This is a genomic window from Undibacterium sp. Ji49W (genome assembly GCF_049340205.1).
GTDB lineage: Bacteria > Pseudomonadota > Gammaproteobacteria > Burkholderiales > Burkholderiaceae_D > Undibacterium.
In genome coordinates, this window is the sequence record NZ_JBMPOW010000010.1 from 34,232 (window position 1) to 53,644 (window position 19,413).

Below are 19,413 nucleotides of genomic sequence, written 5' to 3' on the forward strand. Positions count from 1 at the left end.
ATGAGTATGAGGTTAAGCTGTTGGCATCATGCGCATTACGGATACCATATTGGTGTCATGAACACCTACAGAACCGCGCAATTGACGTTTGTTTTTGGTAGTTTTCTTGGTCAGAATGTGACGTTTGAAAGCTTGACCGCGTTTAACGGTACCACCTGGACGGACGCGGAAGCGCTTCTTGGCGCTGCTTTTCGTCTTCATTTTTGGCATAGTACTATCTGTCTATTAAGACAGCTCCACTTTTATATGATGGTAGGTGGCAGCAACGATCGCTACTCTTGGATGCCTACTTCTCACTTATTGTGACCCAGCTTTTGGCTGGGTCTATCGTAATGCCCGCTAATGCGTGCCTCACAAAACCTGCTTTTGCTTTTTCGTTTCAGATAAGCTGAAACTTATTTTTTCTTCTTCGGTGCCAGGATCATGATCATCTGGCGACCTTCCATCTTCGGAAACTGTTCAACCTGGCCATACTGTTCCAGATCAAGCTTCAAACGCTCCAGCATACGCATACCGATTTCCTGATGCGCCATTTCGCGACCACGGAAACGCAGGGTAATTTTGGTCTTGTCGCCATCATCCAGGAACTTGATCAGATTACGCAATTTGATATTGTAATCACCATCATCTGTACCCGGACGGAATTTGACTTCCTTGACCAGTATCACTTTCTGCTTGAGCTTGGCTTCGTGAGCTTTTTTCTGCTCCTGGTATTTGAATTTGCCGTAATCCATCAAACGGCAAACCGGTGGCTGCGCCGTCGGCGCTATTTCCACCAAATCCACGTTGGCTTCTTCAGCCAAACGGAAGGCTTCACTCAGTTTCACGATGCCCAGAGGCTCATTCTCAACGCCGGATAAGCGCACTTCAGGCGCTGTAATTTCACCGTTGATGCGATGTGACTTGTCAGTAGCTATTGCAGTTTCCTTCAAAAATAATAATAAAAGCTATGCAACCCTGTTAAAACAGGGTCGCTGCTAATCTGTTAAACCTTGGTTTCAACTTCGTTTTTCAAACGAGCTATAAAGGCGTCCAGAGGCATTACCCCCAGATCCAGATTGCCACGCGTACGCACAGCCACTGTATTGGCATCCCTCTCTTTATCGCCTATCACGAGGATATATGGCAGTTTTTGAATGGAATGCTCGCGTATTTTATAGGTAATTTTCTCATTACGCAAATCTGTATTCACTCTAAACCCTTGTTTCTTCAGGATTTCTGCAACAGATTGTGAATATTCAGCCTGCGATTCCGAGATATTCAAGACGGAAACCTGCACCGGTGCCAGCCACAACGGCAAGGCAGCAGCATGATTTTCTATCAAGATACCGATGAAACGCTCCATCGAGCCCACAATCGCACGATGCAACATGATAGGCACTTTTCGGCTGTTGTCATCCGCCACATATTCAGCACCCAGGCGACCCGGCATGAAGAAATCAACCTGCATGGTACCAACCTGCCACGGGCGACCCAGGCTGTCTTTCAGGTGATATTCAATTTTAGGACCGTAAAAAGCACCCTCACCCGGCAATTCTTCCCACTCAACGCCGCAAGAACTCAGCGCAGTACGCAGGGTAGCTTCTGCCTTATCCCAGATTTCATCGCTGCCGATGCGGTTTTCAGGGCGCAAGGCCAGCTTGATGAAGATTTTTTCAAAGCCAAAGTCTTCATACACTTTCATCGCTTGCGGATGAAAAGCCATGACCTCATCCTGGATTTGCTCTTCAGTACAGAAGATATGACCATCATCCTGGGTAAAGCCACGCACACGCATGATGCCATGCAAGGCACCGGATGGCTCATTGCGGTGACATTGACCAAATTCACCAAAGCGCAAAGGCAGATCGCGATAGCTTTTCATGCCGGAATTGAAAATCTGCACATGGCCGGGGCAATTCATCGGTTTCAAGGCATATTCACGGTTCTCGGACTCAGTGACAAACATATTGTCTTTGTAATTATCCCAGTGACCAGTCTTACCCCACAGGCTTTTATCCAGAATTTGCGGCCCTTTAACCTCTTGATAACCACAGTCCTGATAAACCTTGCGCATGTATTGCTCCACCTGTTGCCAGATAGTCCAGCCCTTGGCATGCCAGAACACCAGACCAGGCGCCTCATCCTGGAAGTGGAACAGGTCCAGCGCCTTGCCCAGCTTGCGGTGATCACGTTTTTCTGCCTCTTCCAGCATGTGCAGATAGGCTTCCTGATCTTCCTTCTTGGCAAAAGCAGTGCCGTAGACACGTTGCAGCATCTCGTTTTTGGAGTCGCCACGCCAGTAAGCACCGGCCAGCTTCATCAGTTTGAATACTTTCAGCTTGCCAGTCGATGGCACGTGCGGACCACGGCACAAATCAGTGAAATTGCCTTCTGTGTACAAGGACACATCCTGATCAGCGGGAATGGATTCGATGATCTCGGCCTTATAGGCTTCGCCTATGGACTTGAAGTAGGCAACAGCCTCATCACGCGGCAGCACTTTGCGTGTGACTGGCTCGTCTTTTTTCGCCAGTTCAGCCATTTTCTTTTCTATCGCCACCAGATCATCTGGTGTAAATGGGCGCTTGTAAGAAAAGTCATAGTAAAAACCGTTTTCAATGACAGGACCGATAGTGACTTGCGCATCTGGATACAATTCCTTGACGGCATAGGCCAGCAAGTGAGCAGTCGAGTGACGTATCACTTCCAGACCATCCGCATCCTTGTCGGTGACGATGGCCAGATCCGCGTCAGCATCAATCAGATGCGAGGTATCGACCAGCTTGCCATTGACGCGCCCAGCCAGAGCAGCTTTTGCCAGGCCAGCACCGATGCTGGCAGCAACTTGTGCCACCGTTACCGGCGCATCGAATTGTCGTTGCGAACCATCAGGAAGTTTTACTGAAACCATGTCACTCTCCAAAGCGGAAAAATACAAAAATAATTGAGATAATTGAGATAAAAGATGAGTCTAAAAAACGCAGACGAAAAAAAAGCACGGCTAGCCGTGCTTTTTCAGTTTGTTACAAACGAAAAGTATCCTCGACTAGAGTCGCTCCCAAACCAGTTTCGTGGTAGTTCGCGGTGTCATAACCAGGGATGCCTTTCTCGCTCTTAACTATAATGTTTTAATAATTTTAAAATCTTTGGTAGGCACGATTGGACTCGAACCAACGACCCCTACCATGTCAAGGTAGTGCTCTAACCAGCTGAGCTACGCGCCTAAAGAAACGAGAGTATAGCAGAGACTTTCGGGAAATTGCTAGTCCCCTGCCTTAAAAAAATTACAGCAATAAAAAATCAAGACCAGAATCCGGCCCTTAATATAAGTTCCCTGCAAGTTTTCTGCAAGTTCACTGGCATGTCATTGAGTACGATGACGTATCATTACACATCAATCAAGCACGCCAGACATTTCCTGGGAGCCCGACTCCCTGCATTCGGCTACACTATAGTGTAACCAAGATTCAATATTCAGTATTGAAGATTCAATATTTTACCAAGCAAGCCATCATAGACATGCCACATCACGCCCACTCTCAAAGCGACCATTTGCACGACCACCGACGTGGCGATGCCGAACACCGGCATTATTTTGAAAACCGCAGTCAAAAAATCCTGGCCTGGGCACTTGGCCTGACCCTGAGCTTTGCCGGGGTGGAAGTGGCTTTTGGATTTCTATCGAATTCGCTGGCTCTGATATCCGATGCTGGTCACATGGTGACCGATGCAGCAGCACTGGGCCTGGCGCTGCTGGCGCAGATCATTGCAAAACGACCTCCCACAGCAAAGAATTCATTTGGCTTTGGCCGCGCTGAAGCACTTGCAGCCTTTGTTAATGGCCTGGTCATGCTGGGTGTGATTATCTGGATCGCAAAAGAAGCGATACAACGCTTTTCCACACCAGAAACAGTGCAAGGTGGTACCGTCATGTTGGTGGCAGGCATAGGCCTGGCCATCAATATCGTCGTCGCCTGGGTCTTGTCGCACGACAAGGAAAGTGTCAACACCAAGGCCGCCCTGGTACATGTCATGGGAGATTTGCTGGGATCAGTAGCTGCCATCGTATCAGGCGCAGTGATCTACCTGACTGGCTGGATGCAGATCGATCCGCTGCTGTCGATTTTTGTCTCCCTGCTGATCCTGAAATCTACCCTGTCTGTATTGAGCGAGTCTTACCACTTCCTGATGGAAGGCGTGCCACACAATATCGATTATGTGCAAATTGGTGCCGACCTGGAAGAAATCAATGGCGTGCTGTCCGTGCATGACCTGCACGTATGGGAAATGTCGCCCGGCTTCCCGGCCCTGATAGGCCACCTGGAAATAGAAGACCTGAGCGCCTGGCCGCGCATACTGGAAAGCGTCAAGGCCATGCTGCTGAGCAAACATAAAATTGACCACATCACCTTGCAGGCGGAAGTGGCCGACTCTGAAGAATTTCAGGATTAACAGATACCAAGCTGGATACTTCAGTATATGAAGCATCCAGCATATGCTTTAATTCCTTCGCACTTCCAGCACACCGCTGACTTCATGCAACACCGTCAGCGCTTTTTGCAACTGGGTGGTGCCGCCGATTTCAACCGTGAATGACATCCTGGCCTGTGACTTGGCGCTCTGGGTATTAACGCCTATCACATTGATTTTTTCGCGGGAAAATACTTCGGAAATATCACGCAGCAAACCCTGTCGATCTTGTGCCAGCACGAAGATATCAACGGGATATACCGTGTCTTTGCCATGCTCACCCCAGGTGGTCTGGATCACCCGTTCGGGCGCCTTGTTGCGCATTTCTGCAAAATTCTTGCAACTCAGGCGGTGGATGGAAATACCTTTGCCACGCGTCACAAAGCCGACGATATCGTCCGGCGGTGCTGGCTTGCAGCAGCGCGCCAGTTGCGTCATCAAACCTTCAGTACCCACCACCAGCACGCCAGATTTGGCGCCCTGCGTCACGCTGGATGCACGGCTCTTGTTGGTAAAACTGGCTTCGTCCGGTTCTACCTCGACGACATTTTCACGCAAGACGGTTTCGATCTGGCGCAGACTGAATTCATCTTTACCAACCGACAAAAACAGCTCATTGACGTCCGCGAAGCCCAGCTTGCGCGCCAGCTCTTCCAGATTGACTGCTGTCTTGCCTTCGCGCTGCAAGGTCTTTTCAACCAGGGCACGGCCTGAAGACAGGGTTTCTTCCTGATCGATGGCATTGAACCAGGCGCGAATCTTGGTGCGTGTACGCGTGCTGGCAGAATATTCAGAAGTCAGCCAGTCACGCGAAGGGCCTGTCTGTGGCGAGCCAACTTTCAGGGTAATGATTTCTACCGTCTGACCATTCTTCAAGGGCGTATTCAATGGCACCATGACATTATCGACCCGTGCACCCCGACAGCGGTGCCCGACATCCGTATGTAGGTGATAGGCAAAATCCACCGGGGTGGAATTGCATGGCAATTCGATGACCCTGGCCTGCGGTGTCAAGACATAGATCCGGTCATCCAGGCTGGCGGCCTTGAGTTTTTCCACCCATTCACGTTGCAATTGTTCATGCTCGACGACCACGTCGGCAACATCGGTTTTCCAGGCCAGCAATTGCCTGAGCCAGGCAATTTTTTCATCATATTCCTGCGCAGAAAAATTCGAGCCGCCCGACTCCTTGTAGCGCCAGTGGGCGGCCACGCCGTATTCGGCAAACTGATGCATTTCGCGGGTACGTATCTGCACTTCCAGCGGCCGGCCATCTTCCACTACCACGACTGTGTGCAAGGACTTGTAGCCATTCGGTTTGGGGCGCGAAATATAATCGTCAAATTCTTTGGGTATCGGCGTCCAGGCATTGTGGACGATGCCCAGAACGGTATAGCAATCCTTGATGTCATCGACGATCACGCGAAAAGCACGGACGTCATACAGTTCGTCAAAATCAACGGACTTGCCTTTCATCTTTTTCCAGATGCTGTAAATATGCTTGGGGCGTCCCGTGACTTCGGCCTTGACGCCCGTTGCCTGCAACTCCTTGTTCAGCCTGGCGATGGCATTGACGACAAAGCTTTCGCGCTCCAGTCGCTTTTCTTCCAGCATTTTGGCAATACGCTTGTACTGCTGCGGCTCAAGAAAACGGAAAGACAGGTCTTCCAGTTCCCACTTCAATTGCCAGACACCGAGACGATTCGCCAGTGGCGCATACAAATCCATGGTTTCGCTGGCGTATTGCTGGGCGGCGCCATCTTCGCGTTTGCATTCAGCAAAATAACGCAGGGTAGTCACGCGCGATGCCAGACGTACCAGAACGACGCGCATATCGGTAGCCATGGCCAGCACCATCTTGCGCAGGGTTTCCATCTGGGTGGCGGCTTTTTCTGCGGCGTCCTTGCCACGCCCGACATCATGCTGGGTCAGGGCGGCTTCGCGCAATTTCATGAGGCGGCGAATGCCCGTCACCAGGTCGGCAATTTCCTTGCCGAAGCGAATTTCTATCTGTTCGGCGGCAATCGGATTCAGTTCCGGCAATTCAAACAGAATGGCAGCAATGCGGGTATCAACGTCGGTACGCAGCATCGCCAGCGTGGCTACCACCCCACTGACAAACTGCAAGGCATTCTGCTCTGTCACTACGCATTTATTCGCATACAGGGGCGTGACATATTCCAGCGCGGCGATGACCCGCTCTGCATCTGCATCTGACAAACCTTCGAGCAGCGCTGCTTCGGAAGCTGTGGTCGAAATTGATACCATATGAATTATTTCTGTGCTGCGGTGACGACAATCTCGATCAGCCATTCGGGCTTTGCCAGCTTGGCCTCCACCGTCGCGCGTGGCGGTGAATTGCCTTTGGCTACCCAGTTATCCCACACCTGGTTCATGGCCGTAATCAGTGCAATGTCGGACAAAAATATCTGGCAACTCAAAATACGTGTCTTGTCGCTGCCGGCTTCTGCCAGCAAACGGTCTACGTGGGCCAGCACTTGTTCAGTCTGGCCTGCTATTCCCTGCGTGGCATCATCCGGCACCTGGCCAGCAAGATAGACGACACGATTGAAGACGGCAGTTTCTGACAAACGCGGACCTACATGAAATCTCTGGATACTCATTTTTATACTCAAACCTGGTTCAACAAAAAATCAACAGCAACGGCAATCTGATCCGCCTGCACAAACGTCGGCGCATGTCCTACTCCCGGAAATTCCACCAGCTTTGCTCGCGGGCCGCGCTGTGTCATGGCAGCGGCTGACTCGGCTGTCAGCAAATCCGATTCGCTACCACGCACCAGCAAAGTCGGGCATTGTATTGCATCATACGCTGCCCACAGCATAGTCTGGGCAATGGCAGCCATTTCCGGCGTGCTGGCCTTGATCGGTTGTGCCAGGCCGAGGTCGTAGTGTCGCACCCATTGTCCCTGTTCATTTTGACGCAGCACATCCCGTGCCAGCTTTTCCCACTGTTCTGGTGTATGCGGGCCAAAAGAAATGGATATGGCCTTGATATAGGTTTGCGCTTCTTCAAATGTCGCAAAGCGCACGTCCTGGCCTATGTAATCACCTATCCTGGCCAGAGCATCAGGATTCAACACCGGCCCCACATCGTTTAGAATCAGTTTGCTGACCGGGTTATCCGGCAGGCTCGCCAGACTCATGCCTATCAGCCCCCCCATGGAGGTACCAAACCAGTGTACCGTTTCCGCATCCAGCTTTGCCAGCAGGGTCACCATATCACTGACGTATTGCGGAATCTGGTAATGCATGGGGTTGCGCAGATGGCCGGAATAGCCGCGCCCGACCACGTCCGGGCACACTACCCGGTAATGCTGGCACAATTCGGCGGCCAGGGAATCAAAGTCATCGGCGACACGGGTCACGCCGTGCACGCAAACTAATACTCTGGAATTCTGCGGATCGCCCCACTCTTTGTAGGACATGGTGTGCAAGCCGGTAGGCGAGATACATTGCACTGATTTGCGTCTTGCCTGCATGATTTATTCCTGTGAACTGTATTAACAGTATTTTTACTATCGAAGATGGCCTCCATTTTACCGTTCGTTACGCTTAAAATCATTGTTAACTGTGCAAAGGCATGTTTTTTTAACAAAATATAGCTTGTACTTACCACTGGTAACACAAACTATTCGTGACAAAGATGATTTTTTGGAATTAGCTTGTCCGGTATTTTGTCCGGTATTTTGCCCAGAATTGCTTCACTCTCAGCCATCTATATCCCTACTTATACTTTAGGAGTCCGCATGCATACATTGTCACTTAAAGGCAAAACCGCTCTGGTAACTGGTTCCACTTCCGGCATAGGACTGGGGATTGCCCGTTCACTGGCCGCAGAAGGGGCAAATATCGTTTTCAACGGTTTTGGCGACATCAAGGAAATCCAGGCCCTGCAAACCGCGGTCGAAACCGAGTTTGGTGTGCAGACAGCCTATCACAATGCCGACATGAGCAAGGCTGGCGAGATAGAAGCCATGATGCAGTTTGCCGCCAGCAAATTCGGTGGTGTGGACATCCTGGTCAACAATGCCGGCATCCAGTATGTAGCCAATATTGAAGACTTCCCGGTAGAAAAATGGGATGCCATCATCGCCATCAACCTGACATCCAGTTTTCACACCACACGCCTGGCACTGCCTTACATGAAGCAAAAAAACTGGGGTCGCATCATCAATCTGGCATCGGTACATGGGCTGGTGGCATCAGCGCAAAAATCGGCGTATGTTGCAGCCAAGCATGGCCTGATCGGGTTTACCAAAACGACGGCGCTGGAAACTGCACAAACCGGCATTACCTGCAATGCCATCTGCCCAGGCTGGGTATTGACGCCCCTGGTACAAAAACAGGTGGATGACCGTGCAGCCAAAGAAGGCGTGGACAATGACACGGCAAAAAAACGCCTGCTGGCAGAAAAACAGCCTTCCGGTGAATTTGTAACGCCAGAACAACTGGGTGCATTGGCCGTGTTCTTCTGCAGTGAAGCTGGCCAGCAGATACGCGGCGTTGCCTGGAATATGGATGGTGGCTGGGTCGCACAATAATTCCACGGCCCGGTAGTTGGCCAGTATGCGTAGGGGCAAAGATGCGACAGCTTGTATTTTTTGCTTTCACCACCTTTTTTTCGGATGTATAGTGCGATAACACTTTCGGAACGGGAGCCCCTCATGCACGTTTTTGTACGCCTGGCAGGCATTTCTGCCCTTCTCATCACAAGCGCTAGCTGCCTTGCTGCAGACAAAATGAAACCCGGCCTGTGGGAAATGACGATGAAGTCAGATGCCATGAAAGCCATGCCTAAAATCCCGCCTGAACAGCTGGAAAAAATGAAGCAGATGGGTATTAAAATGCCCGACATGAAAAATGGTGCCATGTTACACAAAGTCTGCTTTACCAAAGAAATGGTGGACCAGGACAAACCGCCTTCAGGTGGTCGTGAACAGCAATGCCAGAACAAGAATTTTTCTCGTTCTGGCAATAGCTATTCATCAGAAATCGTCTGTGACATGCCGGAAATGAAGGGCACCGGTAATGTGAAAGGCAGCTTTACACCGGACAGTCTGACTTCCGTTTATGATTTTAAGGGAGTCTCCCACGGCCAACCGGTTTCGCAACATATGGAAACCACGGGCAAGTGGGTAGGCAGTGATTGTGGCGATGTCAAACCGCCTGTCATGCCGCAGAAAAAATAAATTCGCAGCCATGCTGCATACAAACAAAAAGCCGATGTGTCTGACATCGGCTTTTTGTTTCAGGGGTGCTGTCTTTTACAGCCAGACACCGACACGGGTTCAGGCTATGGCACTGACATCCAGTGCAGCTTCGGTTTTAGCAATGATTTCTTCCTTGCTGACACCCGTTGCCAGTTCTACCAGTTTCAAACCAGCAGGGGTAACATCAATCACCCCCAGGTCAGTAATGATGCGATTGACTACGGCGACACCGGTCAAAGGCAGATTGCAGGCTTTCAAAATCTTGTGAGCGTCACCCTTGGCAACATGCTCCATCAATACCACGACGCGGCCCACACCAGCCACCAGATCCATCGCACCGCCCATGCCCTTGACCATTTTTCCCGGAATCATCCAGTTGGCCAGGTCACCATGTTCGCTGACCTGCATCGCCCCCAGGATGGCCAGGTTGATCTTGCCGCCACGTATCATGGCGAAAGAATCAGCCGAGCTGAATATCGATGAACCAGGCAAGGTCGTTACCGTCTGCTTGCCAGCATTGATCATGTCGGGGTCTACTTCTTCTTCAGTCGGGAAAGGGCCTATGCCCAGCAAGCCGTTTTCGGACTGCAACCAGACTTCCATGCCTTCGGGTACATGGTTGGCGACCATGGTCGGCAAACCTATACCCAGATTGACGTAAAAACCGTCTTGCAATTCCTGTGCTGCACGTGCAGCCATTTCATCACGATTCCATGCCATGTCTTGTCTCCTGCTGTGTTTATTTCGAAGGGCGTACGGTACGCTGTTCTATACGTTTTTCCGGATTGGCATTAACGACGATGCGCTGTACGAAAATACCCGGTGTGTGGACTTCATCCGGATCCAGTTCACCGATTTCGACCAGCACTTCGACCTCTGCCACTGTGATCTTGCCTGCCATCGCTACATTGGGATTGAAATTGCGCGCAGTCTTGCGATACACCAGATTACCCGCCTTGTCAGCCTTCCAGGCTTTAACCAGAGACACGTCGGATACCAGCGCACGTTCCATCACGTATTTTTGACCATCAAATTCACGGATTTCCTTGCCATCGGCCACAATGGTGCCGACACCGGTTTTGGTGAAGAAGGCCGGGATACCGGCACCACCGGCACGCAGCTTTTCTGCCAGCGTACCTTGCGGGGTAAATTCCAGTTCCAGCTCACCGGCCAGGTACTGGCGTTCAAATTCCTTGTTTTCACCGACATAGGATGAAATCATTTTCTTGATCTGGCGGGTGGTCAACAACTGCCCCAGACCAAAGCCATCCACACCGGCATTATTCGAAATGGCGGTCAGTTCCTTGACGCCAGAATCACGCAAGGCAGCGATCAGTGCCTCGGGTATGCCACACAGGCCAAAACCGCCTACGGCGATGGTCTGACCGTCCTTGATCACACCTGCCAGCGCGCTGGCAGCGTCAGGATAAACTTTGTCCATAATGTCCTCTCTCCAAGTATTAAGTCAGTTTTTCTTTTATCAAATGGCTGTCCGCAACACGCCATAAACAGCAATACCATTCATTAGCCTTACAGGATATGATGCTGCGTTATACTGCGCAATACCGTAAAAATACGCCTTTACTACAACCCTGTCAGCGGATCGTGGAAATGAATGTTGTACAGCCCATAGATTTTGAATCCATATTTCAACATGCGCCTGTCGGTATGTGCGTGTCGCAGAATCGTATCATTCATGCGTGCAACAATGATCTGGCGAAAATGTTTGGCTATCAGAACGACGAATTGCTGGGCCAGTCTTTCCTGGTACTGTACCCCAGCCCTGACGAATTTGAGCGTACCGGTGCCCGTATTACCCCCATCATGAATGCCAGAGGCTATTACTCGGATGAACGCATCATGAAACGCGCCAATCAGGAACTGTTCTGGTGTCATGTATCAGGACGGGGCTTGAACAAGGACAACCCACACGCCGCCGGTATCTGGACTTTTGAAGATCTTAGCGCCAAACGCCCGGTGACTGCCGAACTGACTCCGCGTGAACGTGAAATTGCAGCCTTGCTGGTAGAGGGCAAAACCAGCAAGTTGATTGCACGCCAGATTGACCTCAGCCCACGGACAGTAGAAATGCACAGGGCAAAACTGATGCGCAAGTTCAATTCAGCAACATCCAGTGAGCTGGTACACAAGCTGCTGGGCATCATGCGCTGAACCAGTGCACCTGAAACAGGCTGCGCACAATAACGCTGCCCATCTCATTTTTTGCGTTTTGCCACCTTGATTTCACTCAGTTTCTGCTTGATTGATTCCGGCAGACTGACGGACTTGCCAGTCTCTGCCGCTACCCACACTACCTTGGCACCACCTTCTGCATACAGGGCGTAGCCGTCACCGACCGAGCGCATTTCCTGCATGGTTTCAAAACTGCTGCGCCCTGCTGCACCGATATAGGTACAGACTTCAACCTGGTCAGGATATTTCAGCGGCTTCTTGAAGGTGCAATAGGCATTCACGATGACGGGGCCATTGCCTTCTTCATCAGGCAGACAGCCCATCATGCTCAGCCACTCTATACGCGCCTGCTCCATGTAGCGAAAGTACACGGTATTGTTGACGTGGCCCATGGCATCCATATCTCCCCAGCGTATGGGAATGGTGACGGTATAGACCAGCTTCTTTTCCGTTACCTTGTTCTCTATCATTGCACGCTCATGCCATCATCGGCAGTGACGATGGCACCATTCAGGAAGCGTGATTCTTCCGCCGCCAGCAAAAGCAGCAGGCCATCCAGATCCTCTGGTGTGCCTACGCGTTTTCTTGGCAGCATATCGACCAGTTTCTGGCCAGCTTCGGTCGCAAAATAGTCTGAATTGATTTCTGTAGAAATATAACCCGGACAAATCGCATTCACATTGATGCCATACTTGCCCCACTCTACTGCCATGGCCTTGGTCATGTGCACGACTGCCGCCTTGCTCATGCAGTAAATGCCTATCTGTGGCAATACCCGCAAACCTGCGACCGAGGCAATATTGATGATGCGGTGCTGTTTTTTAGGATCACCCTTGTGACGGGCGATCATGCGCTTGGCAGCTTCCTGTGCCACGAAAAAAGCACCGCGCTGGTTGGTGTCCATAACATAGGCATAGTCATCCGGTGTTACATCGACCAGACGTTGCGTAGTCGACACACCCGAATTATTGATCAGGATATCAATCGGACCGGCCTCTGTCTCGGCATGGGCAATCGCTGATTTGATACTGCCATAGTCGGTCACATCCAGTGCCACCACATGGGCGGCACCGCCTTCGGATTCGATTTCTGCACGCAATTCTTTCAGCCTGTCTATACGGCGCGATGCCAGCACGACCTGCGCACCAGCCTGTGCCAGAATTTTGGCAAACCGTGCACCAAGACCGCTGGAAGCGCCAGTTATCAACGCTATTTTGCCTTCAAAATTGACTTCTATGCCCATCTGATTCTCCGCAATATTTGGAATAAATTCACTAATCTATAAGACTCTATGATGACATAGAGATTATGCTTGTGTTGTATGGATTTGAATTAGTTAAAGATTTTTACAGAAATTTTCCTGCCATTTCACATGATCTTGATGCATCCCAAAGTTGGCTCTGCGATAATCCGGTGTATTTCGTGCGCCAATAAGAACCTGTTTACGATCTGTAGCGAGCGAGCGTCAGCGGGGTCAGGGTAACCAAGTGCAGCGCAAAAAGCGGAATGTACTCAAGTACATGAGCATTTTGAGCAGCACATGAGCCCCGCGCAGACTCCGATTGCGCTCGCGCAGTAAGATCGCAAACAGGTTCTAAGAGCAATTTTTGGAGTACACCCTCGCTTGCGAAATACATCTACAGCAGATAACATGCTGAAAACAAATAAGCACGCTCGTTCGAAAATCTTCAGAAAGTGAAAATAGCCATGACACAAAGCATACTTGAACAGTACGGTCCTCGCGACGCAATGGAATATGATGTCGTCGTCGTCGGTGGTGGCCCTGCTGGTTTGTCGGCGGCCATCAAGCTGAAGCAACTGGCTGCCGAAAAAGGTACGGAAGTATCAGTCTGCGTGCTGGAAAAAGGTGGAGAACCGGGTGCACACATCCTGTCAGGTGCCGTCATGGATCCCAAGGCGCTGACTGAACTCTTTCCCAACTGGAAGGAAATGGGTGCGCCGCTGAATACAGCAGTTACCGAAGACCGCGTCCTGGTCCTGACTGAGACCAAAGCCTACCGCACCCCTAACTGGATGCTGCCAGCCTGTTTTGAAAATCATGGCAACTACATCGTTTCGCTGGCCAATGTAACGCGCTGGCTGGGTCAGCAGGCCGAGGCACTGGGCGTGGAAGTCTTCCCCGGTTTTGCTGCGGCAGAAGTTTTGTATAACGACGACGGCTCAGTTAAAGGTGTGGCTACAGGCAATATGGGCGTGGACCGCCATGGTCAACCAAGCTCCTCTTTCCAGCTAGGCATGGAATTACACGCGAAATACACCCTGTTTGCGGAAGGCGCACGCGGCCATCTTGGCAAACAGGTCATCGCCAAATACGACTTGAACAAAGGTAAAGACCCGCAATCCTATGGCATAGGCATCAAGGAGTTGTGGGAAATCGATCCCAAACAACATCAACCGGGTCTGGTCGTACATACCACAGGCTGGCCTTTGATGGATCAGTACAGTGGTTCTTTCCTTTACCATCTGGAAGACAATCTGGTGGCGGTTGGTTATGTCGTCGGCCTGGCCTACGAAAACCCTTACCTGTCTCCTTACGAAGAATTCCAGCGCTTCAAGACCCACCCTTCTATCCGCACTTTCTTTGAAGGTGGCAAGCGCGTGTCTTATGGTGCACGGGCAATCACTGCCGGTGGCTTGCAATCCCTGCCTAAACTGGTGTTCCCGGGTGGTGCATTGATAGGCTGCGATGCCGGCTTCCTGAACATGAGCCGTATCAAAGGTAGCCATGCTGCAATTAAGACCGGCATGCTGGCTGCAACAGCAGCCTTTGAAGCGGTATCTGCCAACCGTCAGCATGATGAACTGAGCAGCTATTCAACTGCGTTTGAACAATCCTGGCTGCATGAAGAGTTGTACACTGCCCGCAACGTCAAACCTTTGCTCAAGCGCGGTACATATGGCTCACCGCTGGTGTGGCTGGATCAGGTGGTATTGCGCGGCAAGGCACCCTGGACGTTGCGTCATAACAAGGCTGATCACGAATGCCTGCGCCCTGCTTCGGAATTTACACCTATTGTCTACCCCAAGCCAGACGGCAAATTGACCTTTGACCGGCTGTCATCGGTATTCATTTCTAATACCAACCATGCGGAAGACCAGCCTATCCATCTGACCTTGAAGAATGCCGATGTACCCGTATCGGTCAATCTGGCAAAATTCGCCGGACCAGAGGCGCGCTATTGCCCGGCAGGTGTGTATGAATTCGTGAAAACCGAAGCTGGTGCAGACCGCCTGCAAATCAACGCGCAAAACTGCGTGCATTGCAAGACCTGTGATATCAAGGACCCGACTCAGAACATCGTCTGGGTGACGCCTGAAGGTGGGGGGGGACCCAATTATCCAAACATGTAGCCGAAGGCCTGATTAAGCTACTGCGCAACGCAATTTTGAGCCAGCGATGCTCGTCGTACGTTCGTACGACTGCGCTTCTTAACTCAAACTTGCGTCGCTCGCTACGCTTACTCAGGCCTTCTTGGACACTGCTGTTTGCAATGAAGTTCTAATGCGAAAAAGCCGCTGATCAGCGGCTTTTTTGTTTTCAATATTTTTTGTGGCTCTGATCTGCAATCACCACTTGCCGGCCAGGATTTTCTCCAGCCAGAATGTACCAATGATGGTTTTTACGTCGGTGATATGGCCGGATTTGATCCAGTTCAGCATCTCTGGCAATGTCGCGGTGAAGACTTCCAGGAATTCTTCTTCATCCAGTGCTGCCTTGCCTGCTGTCAGGCCTTTGGCCAGGTAGATGTCCAGGTGCTCGTCAGAATACGCGATGGCATTGTGTATGGTACAGACGAAGGACCAGTCTGTCGCGGTATAGCCTGTCTCTTCGCGCAGCTCGCGCTGGGCACAGATCAGCGGGTCTTCACCGGGATCAATCTTACCGGCGGGGAACTCGATGAAAATACGATCCAGTGGATAGCGGAACTGCTTTTCCAGCAAGATACGGCCATCATCAAACAAGGGAATAATAACTACTGCACCTGGATGGCGTATGTATTCTCTGGTTGCAGTCTGGCCATCAGGCAGGGACACCACATCTTTGTCGACCTTGAGAAAACTGCCCGCATATACCAGCTCTGTACTGAGCCGGGTTTCTTGCAGATTCAGTTTGCTGGTGACTTTTTCAGTCATGTTTGCGTTTCAGGTAACGATAGACAAAACCGGGGAAAGCCAGCACCAGGAATAGACAGCCGTTAATGGCATAAAATTCCCAGCCCTGAGGGAAAGGATTGCCTGCACCTGACTCCAGCGCATGCGCAATAAAGCCGAGACAAAAATACAGGACAATCAATTCCAGCAGACGTGCCCATAAAGGCTTGGCAACAGCAAACCATTTAAGGCTGATCACTGCAAAACAGCGCTCATTGACAAACGGCGTATTGGCAGCCAGAACTGCCAATACGATCACCAGCCAGACTGATGCAGAATTACCCACTGTTAATACTTAAGCGTATTCGAAATAGCGTTGGCACATGCCGACATCAGGGAACCTGGCAACAGGCCCATGACCAATACCGCCAGGCCATTAATACTCAGGATGACGCGCATGTCAGTGCTGACAACGATAGGGCTATTATCCAGCGGTTCATCAAAATACATGAGTTTGACGACGCGCAGGTAGTAGAAAGTACCGATCAGCGAGAACAGTACGGCAACCAGTGCCAGCCACAACTGGCCTGTAGACAATACTGCCTGCAATACCGACAGCTTGGCATAGAAACCCATCATAGGTGGAATACCTGCCAGCGAGAACATCAGCAACAGCATGACCAGCGCAAACCATGGATTACGCTTGTTCAGACCTTTCAGGTCTTCCAGATTTTCTGCTTCAAAACCAGTACGTGCCAGCAGCATGATGACACCGAAGGTACCCAATGTCGTCAGCACATAGGTAATGCTGTAGAACATGGATGCACTGTAGGCATCAACCGCCAGATCAGCATTACCATTGGCAACACCAGACAACAGGCCCAGCAACATGAAGCCCATTTGTGAAATGGTAGAGTACGCCAGCATACGTTTCAGATTGGTCTGTGCGATCGCGGTCAGGTTACCTAAGGCCATCGATAACACTGCCAGTACCACCAGCATCTGCTGCCAATCCACCGCTAGCGGGAACAGCCCTTCTACCAGCAAACGGAAGGTAATCGCAAACGCTGCCAGTTTAGGTGCGCCACCCAGCAACAGGGTAACAGCTGTCGGTGCACCCTGATACACGTCAGGTACCCACATATGGAAAGGAACCACACCGAGTTTGAACGCCAGACCAGCGACCAGGAACACGATACCAAACACCAGGATTGTTTTATTGGCAGTTGCCGTCGCCGCTACCTTGACCACTTCGCTCAATTGCAAAGAGCCGGTCGCACCGTACAGCATGGAAATACCGTACAGCATGAAACCGGATGCCAGCGCGCCAAGGATGAAATACTTCATCGCGGCTTCAGTCGATACCGTGTGGTCACGACGCAAGGCAACCAGTGCATACAACGACAGGGACATCAATTCCAGGCCCAGGTAAATAACGAGGAAGTTGTTACCGGAAATCATCACCATCTGACCCAGCAGGGCGAACAGTGCCAATACATAATACTCACCACCCAGATGGGTATTGGTCATGCCACGGTCACTCACGTACTGACGTGAATAAATCAGCGTGACGCCCACTGCCAGGTAAGAGAACAGTTTCAGCAAATTGGACATAGGGTCAGAAACAAACATGTTGTTACTGACGTACACCGACATCACCGTATCAGAATTGGCCGCAGTCAAGGCACCACACACGGCCAGGCTCAACAAGCTCAGCACATAAGTGACATTGCGCTTGTTATCTGCCAGAAACATATCTATCAGCAATATGACGCAAATCGCCGATAGCAAAAAGATTTCAGGATAAAGTGGTATCAGGTTCATATTATTCATTTTTACAAGCATTGATCTGCCGCCACGTGAGAACTGCTCTCAGTACGTGGCTCGCGCATCCATATCCTCTATCAAGGCATCACTTTTGACACTGCCACATGTTTCAACAGATCAGTTACCGAGACCTGCATTGCATCTGTAAATGGCGCCGGGTACAGACCCATTACCAGTACCGCAATGGCCAGCACACCCAGCATGAAAAATTCACGTTTGTTGATATCGGTCAGGTGTGCCACATGTTCATTCGTGATGTTGCCGAAAATCACACGTTTTACCATCCACAGCGAATAGGCTGCGCCAAAAATAAGTGCCGTTGCTGCCAGCATGCCTATCCAGAAATTGAACTGGACTGCACCCAGAATCACCATGAATTCACCAACGAAACCGGATGTTGCCGGCAAACCGCAGTTAGCCATGGAAAACAGCACGAACAAGGCAGCAAACTTGGGCATTTTGTTGACGACGCCACCGTAGTCGGCGATTTCGCGGGAATGTACGCGGTCATACAGTACGCCGATACACAGGAACATCGCGCCGGAGATAAAGCCGTGGGAAATCATCTGTACGATAGCGCCCTGCACCGACATGTCATTGAACATGAAGAAACCGAGCGTCACAAAGCCCATGTGTGCAATCGAAGAATACGCCACCAGCTTTTTCATGTCCTTTTGCACCAAAGCCACCAGACCGATATAAATAACGGCGGTCAGCGACAGCGTAATCATGAAACCGGCCATGTAATGGCTGGCATCCGGCGCGATAGGCAAAGAAAAACGCAGGAAACCGTAGGCACCCAGTTTCAACATGATCGCTGCCAGTACTACGGAACCACCGGTAGGTGCTTCAACGTGGGCATCTGGCAACCAGGTATGCACTGGCCACATTGGCACCTTGACAGCAAATGCCATCAGGAAGGCACAGAAAATCATGATCTGTGTCGTCAGAGGCAACGGCAGTTTATGCCATACCAGGATGTCGAAAGAATGACCGGCTTTCAGGTACAGATAAATAATGGCAACCAGCGTCAGCAAGGAACCCAGCAAGGTGTACAGGAAGAACTTGAAGGCCGCATACACGCGATTCGGGCCACCCCAGACACCGACGATAATGTACATCGGGATCAGCGTCGCTTCGAAGAACACATAGAACAGCATGCCATCTGTCGCGCAGAACACACCTATCATCAAACCGGACAATATCAGGAAGGCACCCATGTATTGGGCGACCTGCTTCTCAACTACTTCCCATGCAGCGATGACCACGATGACAGTGATAAATGCCGTCAAAGGTATGAGCCACAAAGAAATACCATCTATACCCAGTGAGTAAAAAATGTTGAAGCGTTCTATCCATGAAAACTTTTCGACAAACTGCATGCCGTGCGCAGCATTGTCAAAATTCTTGATCAGTGGAATCGTGACCAGAAAACTGACCAGGGAGCCGATAAGAGAAACACCGCGCACCAGGCCAGGATTATTGTCGCGACCAAATGCGAGGACGAAAATGCCGAACGCAATCGGACACCAGATCGCGAGGCTAAGTAGAGTAGAAGTTGACTGCATCATGATTATATTTTTATAGCCGTGGTC

The 19,413-nt window shown here is 50.8% G+C and carries 19 protein-coding genes and 1 tRNA gene; 5 read left to right on the forward strand and 15 right to left on the reverse strand.

Annotation, left to right across the window (positions count from 1 at the left end; translation table 11 throughout):
* Positions 1–12: 12 nt before the first annotated feature.
* The 4 genes from rpmI to ACO0LK_RS13760 all read right to left on the reverse strand — a co-directional run bounded on the left by rpmI (position 13) and on the right by ACO0LK_RS13760 (position 3,206).
* Complete coding sequence (gene rpmI / locus ACO0LK_RS13745) at positions 13–210, reverse strand: 50S ribosomal protein L35 (protein WP_110253942.1); 198 nt, start codon at positions 208–210, stop codon at positions 13–15.
* Between the two features lie 185 nt (positions 211–395).
* A complete protein-coding gene (gene infC / locus ACO0LK_RS13750; RefSeq protein WP_186949062.1) occupies positions 396–932 on the reverse strand; it encodes a translation initiation factor IF-3 in 537 nt (178 codons plus the stop codon).
* A gap of 53 nt (positions 933–985) precedes the next feature.
* The gene (gene thrS / locus ACO0LK_RS13755; protein ID WP_186949061.1) at positions 986–2,893 is read right to left on the reverse strand and encodes a threonine--tRNA ligase; all 1,908 of its coding nucleotides are present in this window, start codon (positions 2,891–2,893) and stop codon (positions 986–988) included.
* Positions 2,894–3,129: 236 nt separating this feature from the next.
* Positions 3,130–3,206 (reverse strand) — tRNA-Val (locus ACO0LK_RS13760).
* 295 nt (positions 3,207–3,501) lie between these two features.
* Here ACO0LK_RS13760 and ACO0LK_RS13765 point away from each other — a divergent pair.
* On the forward strand, positions 3,502–4,434 hold the full coding sequence (locus tag ACO0LK_RS13765) for a cation diffusion facilitator family transporter (RefSeq protein ID WP_422976250.1): 933 nt from the start codon (positions 3,502–3,504) through the stop codon (positions 4,432–4,434).
* Between the two features lie 48 nt (positions 4,435–4,482).
* On the opposite strand, the gene ACO0LK_RS13770 is transcribed toward ACO0LK_RS13765, so the two are convergent.
* The 3 genes from ACO0LK_RS13770 to ACO0LK_RS13780 are packed head-to-tail and all read right to left on the reverse strand — an operon-like array spanning position 4,483 to position 7,954.
* Positions 4,483–6,720: a RelA/SpoT family protein gene (locus ACO0LK_RS13770; RefSeq protein ID WP_422975941.1), complete on the reverse strand. Its 2,238-nt coding sequence runs from the start codon at positions 6,718–6,720 to the stop codon at positions 4,483–4,485.
* A gap of 5 nt (positions 6,721–6,725) precedes the next feature.
* Positions 6,726–7,076, reverse strand: a complete 351-nt coding sequence (locus ACO0LK_RS13775) for a RidA family protein (protein WP_422975943.1) — start codon at positions 7,074–7,076, stop codon at positions 6,726–6,728.
* Positions 7,077–7,084: 8 nt separating this feature from the next.
* Complete coding sequence (locus ACO0LK_RS13780; RefSeq protein WP_422975945.1) at positions 7,085–7,954, reverse strand: alpha/beta fold hydrolase; 870 nt, start codon at positions 7,952–7,954, stop codon at positions 7,085–7,087.
* Between the two features lie 267 nt (positions 7,955–8,221).
* Here ACO0LK_RS13780 and ACO0LK_RS13785 point away from each other — a divergent pair, with 267 nt between their 5' ends.
* Together ACO0LK_RS13785 and ACO0LK_RS13790 are read left to right on the forward strand one after the other, a co-directional pair.
* On the forward strand, positions 8,222–9,016 hold the full coding sequence (locus tag ACO0LK_RS13785; protein WP_422975947.1) for a 3-hydroxybutyrate dehydrogenase: 795 nt from the start codon (positions 8,222–8,224) through the stop codon (positions 9,014–9,016).
* Positions 9,017–9,214: 198 nt separating this feature from the next.
* Entirely contained in the window at positions 9,215–9,664 is a 450-nt protein-coding gene (locus tag ACO0LK_RS13790) for a DUF3617 domain-containing protein (RefSeq protein ID WP_422975949.1), read from the forward strand.
* Between the two features lie 99 nt (positions 9,665–9,763).
* Here ACO0LK_RS13790 and ACO0LK_RS13795 read toward each other — a convergent pair whose 3' ends face one another.
* The gene (locus ACO0LK_RS13795) at positions 9,764–10,405 is read right to left on the reverse strand and encodes a CoA transferase subunit B (RefSeq protein ID WP_422975951.1); all 642 of its coding nucleotides are present in this window, start codon (positions 10,403–10,405) and stop codon (positions 9,764–9,766) included.
* Between the two features lie 19 nt (positions 10,406–10,424).
* A complete protein-coding gene (locus ACO0LK_RS13800; protein ID WP_186949055.1) occupies positions 10,425–11,126 on the reverse strand; it encodes a CoA transferase subunit A in 702 nt (233 codons plus the stop codon).
* Positions 11,127–11,296: 170 nt separating this feature from the next.
* Here ACO0LK_RS13800 and ACO0LK_RS13805 point away from each other — a divergent pair, with 170 nt between their 5' ends.
* Positions 11,297–11,857, forward strand: coding sequence for a LuxR C-terminal-related transcriptional regulator (locus ACO0LK_RS13805; protein ID WP_422975953.1), 561 nt, complete (start codon positions 11,297–11,299; stop codon positions 11,855–11,857).
* 44 nt (positions 11,858–11,901) lie between these two features.
* Here the strand turns inward: ACO0LK_RS13805 and ACO0LK_RS13810 are convergent, their stop codons facing one another.
* Both ACO0LK_RS13810 and ACO0LK_RS13815 read right to left on the reverse strand, forming a co-directional pair.
* Positions 11,902–12,348: an acyl-CoA thioesterase gene (locus tag ACO0LK_RS13810; RefSeq protein ID WP_422975955.1), complete on the reverse strand. Its 447-nt coding sequence runs from the start codon at positions 12,346–12,348 to the stop codon at positions 11,902–11,904.
* Complete coding sequence (locus ACO0LK_RS13815) at positions 12,345–13,121, reverse strand: SDR family oxidoreductase (protein WP_422975957.1); 777 nt, start codon at positions 13,119–13,121, stop codon at positions 12,345–12,347. Before ACO0LK_RS13815 ends, ACO0LK_RS13810 begins: the two co-directional genes overlap by 4 nt.
* Positions 13,122–13,627: 506 nt before the next feature.
* Between ACO0LK_RS13815 and ACO0LK_RS13820 the strand changes: the two genes are divergently transcribed.
* Positions 13,628–15,250, forward strand: coding sequence for an electron transfer flavoprotein-ubiquinone oxidoreductase (locus ACO0LK_RS13820; protein ID WP_422976252.1), 1,623 nt, complete (start codon positions 13,628–13,630; stop codon positions 15,248–15,250).
* Between the two features lie 216 nt (positions 15,251–15,466).
* Here the strand turns inward: ACO0LK_RS13820 and ACO0LK_RS13825 are convergent, their stop codons facing one another.
* The 4 genes from ACO0LK_RS13825 to ACO0LK_RS13840 all read right to left on the reverse strand — a co-directional run bounded on the left by ACO0LK_RS13825 (position 15,467) and on the right by ACO0LK_RS13840 (position 19,389).
* Positions 15,467–16,033: an NUDIX domain-containing protein gene (locus ACO0LK_RS13825; RefSeq protein WP_422975959.1), complete on the reverse strand. Its 567-nt coding sequence runs from the start codon at positions 16,031–16,033 to the stop codon at positions 15,467–15,469.
* A complete protein-coding gene (locus ACO0LK_RS13830) occupies positions 16,026–16,337 on the reverse strand; it encodes a DUF2818 family protein (RefSeq protein ID WP_186949051.1) in 312 nt (103 codons plus the stop codon). Before ACO0LK_RS13830 ends, ACO0LK_RS13825 begins: the two co-directional genes overlap by 8 nt.
* A gap of 2 nt (positions 16,338–16,339) precedes the next feature.
* On the reverse strand, positions 16,340–17,824 hold the full coding sequence (gene nuoN, locus ACO0LK_RS13835; protein ID WP_422975962.1) for an NADH-quinone oxidoreductase subunit NuoN: 1,485 nt from the start codon (positions 17,822–17,824) through the stop codon (positions 16,340–16,342).
* A gap of 71 nt (positions 17,825–17,895) precedes the next feature.
* Positions 17,896–19,389 (reverse strand): NADH-quinone oxidoreductase subunit M, encoded by a 1,494-nt coding sequence (locus tag ACO0LK_RS13840; protein WP_422975964.1) that lies wholly within the window; start codon positions 19,387–19,389, stop codon positions 17,896–17,898.
* Positions 19,390–19,413: the final 24 nt, after the last annotated feature.